The organism is Desulfobacter hydrogenophilus (assembly GCF_004319545.1).
Taxonomy (GTDB): Bacteria; Desulfobacterota; Desulfobacteria; order Desulfobacterales; family Desulfobacteraceae; genus Desulfobacter; species Desulfobacter hydrogenophilus.
The window spans coordinates 3,038,618-3,051,279 of record NZ_CP036313.1; the positions used below are offsets into that span (position 1 = coordinate 3,038,618).

10 protein-coding genes and 1 tRNA gene are annotated in these 12,662 nt (G+C 46.3%); 6 read left to right on the plus strand and 5 right to left on the minus strand.

Translation table 11 applies throughout. The features are described 5' to 3' along the window. Positions 1-506 precede the first annotated feature (506 nt). The 5 genes from EYB58_RS13545 to tadA all read right to left on the minus strand — a co-directional run bounded on the left by EYB58_RS13545 (position 507) and on the right by tadA (position 6,439). Complete coding sequence (locus EYB58_RS13545; protein ID WP_111956195.1) at positions 507-2,915, minus strand: flagellin N-terminal helical domain-containing protein; 2,409 nt, start codon at positions 2,913-2,915, stop codon at positions 507-509. A gap of 623 nt (positions 2,916-3,538) precedes the next feature. Beyond that, the gene (locus EYB58_RS13550; protein ID WP_111956197.1) at positions 3,539-4,504 is read right to left on the minus strand and encodes a helix-turn-helix domain-containing protein; all 966 of its coding nucleotides are present in this window, start codon (positions 4,502-4,504) and stop codon (positions 3,539-3,541) included. Between the two features lie 71 nt (positions 4,505-4,575). Beyond that, positions 4,576-4,652, minus strand: a tRNA-Pro gene (locus tag EYB58_RS13555). A gap of 46 nt (positions 4,653-4,698) precedes the next feature. After that, the gene (locus EYB58_RS13560; protein WP_111956198.1) at positions 4,699-5,985 is read right to left on the minus strand and encodes an adenylosuccinate synthase; all 1,287 of its coding nucleotides are present in this window, start codon (positions 5,983-5,985) and stop codon (positions 4,699-4,701) included. After that, a complete protein-coding gene (tadA, locus tag EYB58_RS13565; RefSeq protein WP_111956200.1) occupies positions 5,948-6,439 on the minus strand; it encodes a tRNA adenosine(34) deaminase TadA in 492 nt (163 codons plus the stop codon). The genes EYB58_RS13560 and tadA overlap by 38 nt, the downstream gene beginning before the upstream one ends. 181 nt (positions 6,440-6,620) lie before the next feature. Between tadA and hemL the strand changes: the two genes are divergently transcribed. The 6 genes from hemL to recD all read left to right on the plus strand — a co-directional run bounded on the left by hemL (position 6,621) and on the right by recD (position 12,570). Further along, positions 6,621-7,907, plus strand: a complete 1,287-nt coding sequence (hemL, locus tag EYB58_RS13570) for a glutamate-1-semialdehyde 2,1-aminomutase (protein WP_111956202.1) — start codon at positions 6,621-6,623, stop codon at positions 7,905-7,907. Next, positions 7,907-9,340, plus strand: a complete 1,434-nt coding sequence (gene mpl / locus EYB58_RS13575) for a UDP-N-acetylmuramate:L-alanyl-gamma-D-glutamyl-meso-diaminopimelate ligase (protein ID WP_111956204.1) — start codon at positions 7,907-7,909, stop codon at positions 9,338-9,340. The genes hemL and mpl overlap by 1 nt, the downstream gene beginning before the upstream one ends. Further along, complete coding sequence (locus EYB58_RS13580; RefSeq protein ID WP_111956206.1) at positions 9,337-9,537, plus strand: hypothetical protein; 201 nt, start codon at positions 9,337-9,339, stop codon at positions 9,535-9,537. Before mpl ends, EYB58_RS13580 begins: the two co-directional genes overlap by 4 nt. A gap of 3 nt (positions 9,538-9,540) precedes the next feature. Beyond that, on the plus strand, positions 9,541-9,972 hold the full coding sequence (locus EYB58_RS13585) for a bacteriohemerythrin (protein ID WP_111956208.1): 432 nt from the start codon (positions 9,541-9,543) through the stop codon (positions 9,970-9,972). Between the two features lie 136 nt (positions 9,973-10,108). Further along, positions 10,109-10,390, plus strand: coding sequence for a hypothetical protein (locus tag EYB58_RS13590; RefSeq protein ID WP_111956210.1), 282 nt, complete (start codon positions 10,109-10,111; stop codon positions 10,388-10,390). A gap of 446 nt (positions 10,391-10,836) precedes the next feature. Then, complete coding sequence (recD, locus tag EYB58_RS13595) at positions 10,837-12,570, plus strand: exodeoxyribonuclease V subunit alpha (RefSeq protein WP_111956212.1); 1,734 nt, start codon at positions 10,837-10,839, stop codon at positions 12,568-12,570. Positions 12,571-12,662 lie beyond the last annotated feature (92 nt).

Sequence of the window (12,662 nt, forward strand, 5' to 3'; positions counted from 1 at the left end):
TAATTCAAGAGCTTATTGGGACTTTTGTATAAATGAAATTTTTGCCCACAGAAGGCTTGCATAATTAACGCTTTTGCTATTCGTATCGACACAAGAGGATGTTATCTAAAGCATGAAACTTGATACTCAATGATCAAGTTTTTGTTAATTTGCCCAATTTCCGCCTTGAATTTGAACAAATTTTCTAAAAACTTGATGATCGAGTGATAAAAAATTCAGCCTCCAAAAGAACATAACCACATTTATGCAAAAACAGGCCCAACAACTTGATCATTGAGTATCCTTAATTTAGGAACAGGTCTTAAAGAACTTGCCCCTTTTGTTATATCCGGGAGCGCGGGCGTCCCGCCCGCATGTCCGCAAGTATTGTAAAGATGCAGGCGAGACGCCCGCGCTCCCAGGTTAAGTTATTTCGGACTCATTCCTTAATATTCCATGGATAAAAAAATCTGCCGACAAAGGAATTTTTCCTTTGCCGGCAGGTTAGGTTATGCTGCTTTCAGAAATTACTGGAGCAGGCTGGTTAGGTTTGAAGATGCGGCGTTTGCCTGGCTCAGGGCATAGGAGCCTGTCTGGGCCAGCAGAGACAGCTTGGCAAAATTGGCTGTTTCCTCTGCAAAATCGACATCTCGAATGGTGGACTCGGAGGCCGTCACATTGGTTTTGGTCACCGAAAGGTTAGAGATGGTGGATGACAGCTGGTTTTCCACGGAACCCAGGGAACTTCTTGTGGCATCCAGGTCCGCCAGCGCAGCCTCGGCAATGGTTATGGCAATTTCAGCATCCTCCTGGGTCAATACGCTGATGTCAGCCAGGGTCAGACTTTCTTGGTCGGATAGGGATATCGCCTCGCTGATGCTTTCTCCGCCGAATATTACCTCACTTCCCGCTTCAAGCGTACTTCCTTCTCCAATCGTTAATTTTTCTGTAAGCTCAAAATCGTCGCCGGTGGCAAATGTCAGGGCTTCTGTAATGGTCGTTCCTGCTTTTATTTCCGTACCTGCGATTTTCATATCCTGGTTAATTGTGGTCCCTGCGGCAAGGATTGTACCGCTTGCAACTATACTTCCGGCTTCCAGGGTCAGGGATTCCCCTGCCGATACAACCGTCTGGACAGTTTCTATGGCAGTGCTGCCTAAATCAGACCCCTCAGCAATTATACTTGCTGCCTCCAAGGTTGAATTTGCACCTAAAAGTGTTTCTTCCGCGGTGGACCCAATAGCGTTGGTTGTTGTGAAGTCGCCTATGGTTGATCCTGCTGTAAGGATAGACGTATCTGCGATAGTGGACCCGGCCTTCAGGGTCATGTCTTGCTCAACTGTGAAGCCTGATATGAGAATGTGGTCTGTCACTAATTCGGTGCCTCTAGATAGTGTTGAGCCTCCTGCAAGCGTTGATTCGGCTGAAAGCGTCATATCTGTGTTAAGCGTCAGACCACCAGAGTCAACTATAACGTTGTATTCTAACGCTTCGCCAGCCTGAAAGGTTTCTGACCCCACCGTCGTCGTGTTATTGAAGACAGTTCCTTGCCCAAGGATTGTCCCTGCCAAAAGTGTTGACCCTGAACCAATTTTCATGTCATCATCTATTGTTACATCGGTTGTATCGAGGGTTATATCTCCGCCAATAACTGTCCCGGCTGCTAAGATCGAACCACTTATCAGTTTAGAATCAACAGTAAGCTCATAGTCATTTGAAGTGTTTGAGATACCACTGGACACTGTCAAGTCACCACCAATAACGGTTCCTGCAGAAAGTATGGAGCCTGATGCAATCGTTGACCCTGCTGCCAAAGTGACATCTTCATTATTGCTGTACGTAGCACCAGAATTGACTGTAATGTCCATGTCCAGACCCGCTACACTGGTTCCTGTAATATTGAACTGACTGGAACCTTCCTGGGTCAGGGTAATGTAGCCAATGGTAGACAAATCATCCGCTGTCACATTTTTGCCGAAAACGCCGTTCAGCTCCCCGGTAACATCGAGAACACGACCGTCATCAGACGTTATGGTAATGGCCCCGTTGTCATTAATGGCGGCGGAAACCCCTGTCTGGGTAGTCTTATCATTAATGGCCGTGACAAGAGAGGCATCAGCGTCATTGGCTTTGACATTGATGGCACCGATCGTTACGCCGTTGATGGCAAAGTCGGAATTGGTTGTGCCTTCCTGAATAGCTCCCTCAGTGGTGGTTTCTACAACAGCATTGGCAGATACGCCGGTAAGGGAAGACGCACTGTTAATTTCATCAGCCAGAGCGCCAAGTCCGTTTTCTTCCTGGTTATTGGCTTCAATGGTAAGGCTTTCCAGTTGAATATCTTCGCCAGTGATGGCTGAATTGATGGTTAACTGAATTTCGCCGCCGTCTTCATCATCCATTTCAAAAGTGGCCGTGGAAATATGACCAATGGAATCGGATTCCGTATCTCCGATATTGATGGAAGCGGTTTCATTGGCAGAGGCACCGGTATGGATGATCTTGTTGGTGTAACTGCCGTTGAGAAGCTGTATGCCGTTGTAGGATGTTGTGGTGGCAATGCTGTCCAGCTCTTCCATCAGTTTATCAATATCTTGCTGGATGGCTGTCCGGGTTGTCGAGGTCTGGGTGTCGGATGCCGCCTGGATGGCTTTGGTTTTAATGGTATTAACGATGCTCACAGACTCTTCAAGGGCGCCGTCTGCGGTCTGTACAATGGAAACACCGTCATTGGCGTTCCGGATGCCTTGGCCAATACCGTCTGCCTGTGCCGATAGAGAATCGGCAATGGTCAGACCGGATGCATCGTCCGCCGCTGAGTTGATTCTCAAACCTGTGGAAAGACGGGTCAGGGATGTTGTCATGTTATTGTCGTTGGCAACCATGTTTCTGTGCGCGGTGAGTGCGGCAACGTTGGTATTAATACTTAAACTCATGTTATTTCCTCCGTGAATTTGGGTATGTAAGTGCCGGCGTCATTGCCGGTCACTTGGGGCATTCGTCAGATCCGTCTGATGAATGGTTAAAAGGTTTGTGGCGGGAGCCAGCCGCCTGGATTAATCCGTTGTTCTGGTATGTTATCGTGATAAAAAAAGGAAAACTTTAATCTACAACGATAACGGAACATGGGAAGTGATGAAGGTATTACATGGTTAAAAATATATATCCTATTGATTTGTTAGAAAATATTTAATTATTTTTGGAACTAATCAATTGATATTTTTATAGTGATAAAGCTTTAATACTAAGGAATGAGTCCGAAATAACTTAACCTGGGAGCGCGGTCGTCTCGCCTGCATCTTTACAATACTTGCGGACATGCAGGCGGGACGCCCGCGCTCCCGGAGACAGCAAAATGGGCAAGTTATTTAAGACCCGTTCCTAAGCTGAACCACGGAAAACACGGAAGGACACGGAAATGAGTTTGATCTTTGAATAAGAGAGTTCTGTGATTCGTAGTGCTGGCTGCGGGCTCCTGGAAGCAGTTTATGCAGTCACCTAAAAGTACAGATTGAGCGCTTTGCGCTCTAACTTTCAGTGCTTTCCGTGTCTTCCGTGGTTATAAACAGGAGGTATTGACCGATGCCATGGGCTGATGGTTGAAACTGTTTGGAAAATGGGTGTAATGCGCTTCCATGGCCTGGTAGGGTGTCTTCTGTTTTAAAAAGCTAAGGGGTAATTCAAAGTTGTAATGGTGTATCTGTTTTTCCAGTGCTTCGTTCGTTCCCCAGGTGGTTGCATCTTTTTTAAGATCAGATTGGTAGACGATTTTTTCCATCTGCAGGTTTAATTCGCTTATGATATCCGTAACTAGATTATCCATGTGAAAGAATGAAAGGCCACATGTTTTGCATAACTGTTCAATGGTTCTGTCAGGGGCGCTACCGGAATTTTTTATGTCTATATCTTTTAACTCTGTGTTTTCGGTACAAAGCCTTACCGGATCATTATAAATAACGCCTAAAACCTTTAAAGGAAAACTCTGGATATGATCTGAAAGAAATGTGTTCGCCATGGTGGTGTACTGGGCATGAAAGGTCCTGAACGAGCAGTCAAGAAGAGTTTGCAGCACCACTGGCGGTTCATTTTTCTGAAAAGACGGTAGATGAAAACAATTGTAATATAAATAGGTGCCTGTGTAATCTTTAAGGTTAAATGGAACAGATCGCTTAAGTTTTGTCATTCTGGATATTTGATATCGCCTGAGGCATCTGTTGAGGCCTGCCCTGGAACATTTGATCTTAAAAAAAGAGTCGGAAATTTGAAGCAGATCATCCAGGCCTGCCCTGAATGCCATCCGGCAGATAACGATTTTAATCTCTTCAATGGGCGATAGAACGGTTTTTATCCGCTTAGGTGTATGCGACCGGTCATGTACATCCGTGCGGTTTTGCCACCTGCGTATCGTGGTTTTACTGACGCCGATTTTTTTTGCTAAACTGGCAACGGACAATTGGGGATTGTTTTGGATATATGCACGCTGGGCAGGCGTCGTTGTGGCATTTTTATGAAGACGTATTTTCATGGAAATACTTCAATAGCTTTTTTGAGGATCGAAATTTGTAAAAAAAGCTTTTATTCGGCTTGTCTTTTGTATGGTCGGGATGAGAGGAATTGAACCTCCGACCCCCTCGTCCCGAACGAGGTGCTCTACCAGGCTGAGCCACATCCCGACGCATAAGACGTCATTTAATAAACCAGAATTAAGAGAATGTCAATTTAGAAAATATTTTCTTTGATAATGGTGGCCTCACGTCCCGGTCCTACGGACACAATTTTAATTTTGACTTCTGACAATTCTTCGATCCGTGCAAGGTAGGCCTTGGCTTTTTCAGGCAGAGCCTCAAACTTGGTTATGCCAGATGTCGGCGCTTTCCAGCCGGGGTGTGTTTCATAAACAGGCGTACATTTTGTCAGAACATCAATTTGGGCAGGGAAATCTGCCATGACATTGCCCGAATATTCATATCCTGTACATATTTTAATCTCATCCAGGTCATCCAGAACATCAAGCTTGGTGATGGCCAGGCCGGTCAGGCTGTTCAAGCGGGCGGCATTTTTTAATACGACCATATCCAGCCATCCACAGCGCCGTTTGCGCCCGGTGGTGGCGCCAAATTCAGCCCCGGTTTTTTGGATTTTCTCACCCGTTTCATCAAACAGTTCCGTTGGAAAGGGGCCTGCGCCCACCCGGGTGGTGTATGCCTTCACAATGCCGATGATTTCATTGAGCTGACCAGGTCCAACGCCACTGCCGCTTGCCGCGTTGGCTGAAACCGTTGTGGAAGAGGTCACAAATGGGTAGGTGCCGTGCTCAATGTCAAGGTGCGTGCCCTGGGCGCCTTCAAATAAAATTTGCACACCCTTCCGGATGCCCTGGTCAAGGGATACGGAAACATCACAAATATAGGGGAGAAGCCGGGCCCGGATCGTTTCAAACTGATCAATAACAAGGGCCGGGTCCATGGGATCGGTTTTGAAATAGTGTTTCAGGTAAAAATTTTTTTCCGCCATGACAGTTTGAACTTTTTCCTTGAATAGATCAAAGTCAAGAAGATCACAGAATCGGATACCCACGCGGGTTGCCTTATCTTCATAGCAGGGGCCGATCCCGCGACCGGTGGTGCCGATTTTGTCCTTTCCTTTTTTTACTTCCCGGGCTTTGTCGATCTCCTGGTGATAGGGCATGATGAGATGGGCACGGTTACTGATTCCCAGCATGTTTGGGGATACATCAATATTATTGCTCGCCAGATAATCAAGTTCATCCAGCAATACAAACGGGTCAACCACCACACCGTTACCGATAAAGCATTTTTTCTGCTGCAGTATGCCGGATGGGATCAGGTGGCTGATAATTTCTTTTCCATCGACCACCATGGTGTGCCCTGCATTGTTCCCACCCTGAAATCTGACCACATAATCAGCGTGTTCGCTGAGCAGATCGACAATCTTTCCTTTTCCTTCATCACCCCACTGGGTTCCCACAACAACTGTGTTTGTCACGGTTTCTCCTTTTAGACTCAAAAAAGCTTTTAATAATCCGTCTTGTCTGTTTTTCACATATTCCCTGAATAATTTCAGGGTGATGGTTTAATCGTAAATCCGACCCCATTTGATAAAGGGAGACCGCAGCCCCCCATTTGGGATCCAGCGCACCAAAGACGATCCGCTGGATTCTGGCATGGATTATTGCCCCCATGCACATGATGCATGGTTCTATGGTTACATAAAGTGTTGTCTTGGGCAGGCGATAGTTATTCATGAACCTGCAGGCCGAACGAATGGCCTTGATTTCAGCATGGCTTGTGGGGTCGTTTTCAGATATCGGACAGTTATATCCCTGTCCGATTACCGTACCGGTCGGGTCCACCACAATGGCCCCAACGGGTACCTCGTCATGTTTTTGGGCTTTTTTTGCCTCATCCAAGGCAAGCATCATGTAATATTCATCGTCCATAATCCAACCCTGACTTATATAAGTCTTTTTCCATCAGGTCAAATGTTATGGACACTATTTTATATGCCGGGCAAAAATCAAAGCGGTTGACCCCTTTCAACTCAGTTTGGTATATTCCATTTTTTAAGATTAATTAATGGTAACTGTGAGACTTCCTGTAAATATATAATAAGGATTCAATATGGAACGTACTAAATCAGCCGCTTTATTTTCATCGGCCAGAAATTTGATACCGGGCGGGGTTAATTCTCCGGTAAGGGCCTGCGGTTCGGTGGGCGGAGAACCCATTTTCATTGAAAAAGGAGACGGCGCCAGGATTTTTGATGCTGACGGCAACGCTTATATCGATTATGTCCTGTCCTGGGGGCCGCTAATTCTTGGTCACCGCCCAACGCCTGTGATCGACGCTTTGAAAAAAGTATTGGATTCAGGCACAAGTTTTGGTGCGCCGACAGCACGTGAAAATGAACTGGCCCAGCTTGTTGTGGATTCAGTGGCGTCCGTGGATATGATCAGAATGGTTAACTCCGGCACCGAAGCAACCATGAGTGCCATCCGTCTGGCAAGGGGCGTGACGGGCCGGGACCTTATTGTCAAGTTTGACGGATGTTACCATGGTCATGCAGATACCCTGCTTGTGGCTGCGGGGTCCGGTGTTGCCACCCTAAACATCCCGGGAAGCCCGGGGGTCCCTGCTGATGTGATCCGCAATACATTATCTTTGCCATACAACGACATTGAAGGTTTTGAGCGGCTTATGGCTGAAAAAGGCAAGGAGATCGCCTGTGTGATTGTTGAGCCTGTGGCAGGCAATATGGGCATGGTAGCTCCTGATCCGCTGTTTTTAAAGGCAGTCCGCCGGGAGACTGCAACCCATGGAACCCTGCTGATTTTTGATGAAGTCATGACCGGATTCCGGGTTGGGGGAAGGGCGTGCGCCCAGGGTTATTTTGATATTGATCCGGATTTGACTTGTTTTGGTAAAGTTATCGGTGGCGGACTGCCCGTGGGTGCATATGGCGGAAAACGTGAAATAATGGCGCAGATTGCCCCTGGAGGATCTATTTACCAGGCCGGGACTTTGTCAGGCAATCCCCTGGCCATGGCCGCAGGGGTCGCTACTTTAAAAGAGTTAGAAAATGATCAGCTTTACGCTGACATGAACCGGCGGGCAGATATGCTGATCAACGGTCTCCAGGCCGCCGCCGATGACGCAGGGATTCCTTTTTCTGCCGGGCATTTCGGCTCTATGGCCGGGTTCTTTTTTACCGGTAAAAAGGTGCGCAATTTCAATGATGCCAAAACCTGTGATCTGGACCGGTTTGCAAAATTTTACCGGGGCATGCTGGCCAAAGGTATCTATTTTGCGCCATCGCAGTTTGAGGCTTGTTTTATCTCTGCTGCTCACACGGACGAAGATATCGAAATCACCCTGGACGCCGCACGGCAGGTCATGGCAGAGATTTAATGGCTGACTCGATTAAGCGGATTCATCTGGTCGCAGCCTGTGGTACCGGCATGGGCACGTTGGCCTGTATTCTTAAAGAAATGGGTTATATTGTCACTGGATCAGACCGGAATGTCTATCCGCCCATGAGCGATTTTCTTGAAGATAACGGGATTACGCTATTTTCCGGATTCTCTCCAACCAATATCAGTGACGATCCAAACCGGGCTCCGGACCTTGTGATTATCGGCAATGCCGTGACACGGGATAACCCGGAAGCGGTTGCCGTAATGGAAAGGGGGCTTGACTATATGTCCATGCCCCAGGCTGTGAACCGTTTCATTGCCAATGACAAGAAGATTATTCTTGTTACCGGTACCCACGGTAAAACAACCACCTCTGCCATCATGGCCCATTTGTTGGAAACAGCAGGGCTTTGCCCCTCATTTATGATCGGAGGGATTTTAAAGGATTATAACTCCTCATTTAAAATAGGTGACGGAGAATACATGGTGATAGAGGGGGATGAGTATGATACGGCTTTCTTTGATAAGGGGCCAAAATTCATGCATTATGATCCTTTTATAACCATTATGACGGGTATTGAATTTGACCATGCAGATATTTTTGACGACCTGGATCATATTTGCCGGACTTTTGATGCCCTGGTTTCAAAGATCAAAGATCAGAGCCGTATTATTGCCTGCAAGGAAAACGGTAATCTGATGCAGGTACTCAAACAGGCGGATGTTGTAGACCTTCAGACTTACGGCAGCAACGCCATATGGCAGGTGCATGATCATCGTCTGAGCAGTGAGTCGGATCCCGGCACGGGGCGTTTGCACACCCTTGCCCGCATCACAGGACCTGGTACGGATATTAATATACAAACGGATCTGCCTGGACGGCACAATCTTCTCAATGCAACGGCCTGTATTGCCACAGCCCGCAGTCTGGGGATTAAGGCGGCTGATATTGTCCGTGGGCTTTCAACCTTTAGCGGTGTTAAAAGACGTCAGGAAATAAGGGGGCAGGTTGCCGGTATCACGGTGATGGATGATTTTGCCCATCATCCGACAGCTGTTAAGGAGACCATTGCCGCAGTCAAACCGTTTTATCCCCAGGGTCGTCTGGTCGCCGTGTTTGAGCCAAGAACCAATACCAGCATGAGAAATATTTTTCAAGAGACCTATCCTGCATGTTTTGATCTGGCAGATATTACGTGTATCTGCTCTCCCGGGGTTAAAAAGAATATTCCTGAAAAAGAGCGGTTTTCACCTGAACGTCTGACCGAAGATATCTGTAAAAGGGGCAGGTCTGCCCACCATTTCCGTGACCCTGGCCAGGTGATTGACTTTCTTGCCTTGGAACTTAGACCCAACGATGTTGTTCTCGTCATGTCCAATGGCGGGTTTGAAAATATTCATCAGCGGATTTTGGAGCGGTTGGGGTGACAAACATTGCAATCAGAATTGTTGGCATCGGACTGCTGCACTCATTTTTGTACGGCTATCTGGTGCCTTTTGTCATTTACCCGCGGTTCGGCCGGCATGGAATTACCTTTGCCGTAGTAGTTGCCATACTGATATCCATCGGTATCATGGCCACCTTGTGGCTGGGGAAAAATAAAAAAGAGAACAAAGGAGAGTGACCCATGACTAATATTATTGAATGGGACGAAAAATATAGTGTGAATGTGCCTGAACTGGATGAATGCCGCAAACAGCTTATGGATATGTTTAATACCCTCATTGAAATGAAAGCAAATAAGGGCGACGCAAAGAATGTGGCTAATTTGGTTACCGAGATCAATGACTTCAGCAAGATTTTTTTTTCAAAGGAGGAAAAAATTCTTGGCCGGAACGGGTACCCGGATCTTGTCACACATTCAAAGGCCCATCGTCGGTTTATCAAAAATGCCATCGGCCTTCGTCGTGAAATCGCAGAAGATGTTGATAATCTATCAATTGAGGATATTGTGGAATTGCGAGGCTTGCTTGTCACACATTTTGAATCCGTAGACACACTGTTTATTCCGTTTTTGAGAATCCACAAATATGTGGATGAATGTGAAAATAAAAAATAAGCCGTAGAAGCCAAATACGGGGGCTTTGGTTAGGCACTGATTATATCCTATTAAAGAAATATAAATTCGTTGCCGATATCTGTATTTGAGTAGTTAGGAATGATTTTAAAAAGAAAAATAAAAAGATAGATAAGTTATGAATGCAGAAAATAAAATACTACCGGTTACAAATAAGATTATAAATACTGGAGACAGATCAGGAGGCTTTGGCGGTGGATACCGGCCCAATGTTTCAAATCGCAAAAAAGACAGGCGCAAGACGCCGTATGACCGCAGGAAAAGCGTCAGAGACGGTGTGATTGTCACGTTGTCCTTTAAAAAGGATCGAAGGAAAGCCCATGATCGCCGTCTTTCGGCATCGGTCAGGTCCGTACCCAAGGATGATTCCAAAGGATCCATTCATGATATCATTGCGTAATTGAGTCCGAAGTTTTATAACAGCCATGGGCCGACTTGGTCTATCAGCATCCAGGCTCAGCCCACAACGAAACAAGAAAGTAATTCAAGAATTTATTGAGGCTTTCTTATAAAATAATTTTAAAATTTTTTATAAATCCGCTTCTTACGGGGCGGATTTTATATTATACCAACAAAGATATGTCATTGAATTTAGGCCATGATCGGAATAAAACATTCCAAAATATGGTTTAGAATTTCCGTTCGTATTCAAGACGTGGCAATGGGAGCATATTAAATATATGTACCCATTGACACAACGAAGAAGACGGATGAAAGGCAAACCATATGGAAGGTTTTATTTTGAACTTGGGCCCTTACCTGACAGTCATAATAATACCGTCAAAGAGACAGAGAGGCCGGCGACCTCTCACATACTTTTTTGATCCCCCTTGGTAAAATAAGCGTATGAGTGATTTTTCCTTCAAGGATCTTGACGTTCTCCATGAATCGGGGATTTTTTCCCATCTGGACTACTATTTTTCCACAACCATGGCTAATATCTTTAAAGATTCAGGACCGTTGGAAATTATTTCCGCAGCATTGACCTGCAGGGCACTTTCCAAAGGCTGCATCTGTCTGAATCTTACAAGTGTGGCCGGGACCGTTCTGAAATCGTCCGAGGGCAAAGAACTTATCCAGCTTCCGGAACTCGAATGCTGGTGCAATATCCTTGAAAATTCTGCCATGGTGGGCACGCAAGTTTCAAATTGCGGGAAAAAAGAAAATGATATGGCGTCCTGCATTGGTAACTATCCCTTGATCCTTGACCGTGACAACGATCTTTATCTTTCCAGGTACTACGATTTTCAATGCCGGCTCTCAGAAAACATCAGGGCACGGATTAAACGGCAGATTCCCGGACCTGATGATGCGTTTGTGGCGCATAGGCCGGCGTCTTATTTTGACAGCCAGGATACCAACAAAACTTTTGGGCAGCTGCAGGCCGTCAAAAAGGCCCTTTGTTCCGGTTTTATAGTGGTGTCCGGTGGACCGGGTACCGGAAAAACTTATATTACGGATATAATACAGACACTTTTGAGTACCTGGGCCAATGAAAATGACCTGGCGCCTCCTACAGTGATGTGTCTTGCACCCACGGGCAAGGCCGCCGCCAGATTGAAAAACGGGGCGACCATTCACAGTGCGCTTAAACCGGTGAAAAACGGAACAGGGTTCAGGTACAATGAAGCCAATCCCCTGGCCGCAGACCTGGTGATTGTTGATGAAGCATCCATGATTGACATGGCGCTTATGACAAGACTTCTTGAAGCCATCCGCCCTGATGCACGCATTGTCATGCTTGGTGATATGAATCAACTTTCTCCTGTTCAGGCCGGTGCCGTGTTTTTTGACCTGTGTCATGCAGATGTTTTATCCGATTTTCGGGTTTTTCTGGATGTTAATTTCAGGTCCGGGGGAAAAGTTGGCATTGAAAAGCTTGCAAAGGCCGTTAATGTCAGTGATGCGGATACTGTGGCAGATATCCTTAAGGCAGACTATCCTGATCTTGTCTTTGTGGATACCGCCGAAGAAAAGGAGGGATATCAGGCTCGCCTTGAATCCAGTATCCTGGAAGGGTACAAGTCGCTTTGGGATGCAGTATCTATAGAGCAGGCAATGGCTGCCATTGATGACTTTCGTGTGCTGTGCGCCCACAATTTAGGACACAGTGGAACATTACAAATTAATCATCTATGTGAAAAAATATTACGATCTAAAGAGAAAGATGGTATAAATCGGCCTGTTTTTAAAATGCTTTTGATGGTCCGGCGCAATGATTACAAAAGGTTGCTGTTTAACGGTGATACCTGTGTGGTCATTGAAGAAAATGGGATGTCCACGGCCTGGTTTGACGAAAAACAATCAGGTACCAGGCATTTCAGGTTATCTGATCTGCCCGAATGTGAACCCGGGTTTGCCGTGACCGTCCATAAAAGCCAGGGATCGGAATTTGACACTGTGTTGATTATTATCCCTGAACAGATATCACCGGTTGTTACCCGGCAGTTGCTTTATACGGGTATCACACGGTCCCGGAAAAAAGTGATTATTTTCGGCAGCATGCCCATGATCCGGCAGGCCGTACAGACCTCGGTTGAACGTAGATCCAACCTGCAGGCCTTACTGGATGGGGAATAGACCTGGAATAACGGTGGGTCGATATGTTGACTGATATGGGTCGGTCTGGGAAGTGCGCCGGGTATGGCATACAACATAACATGAAAGCAGCT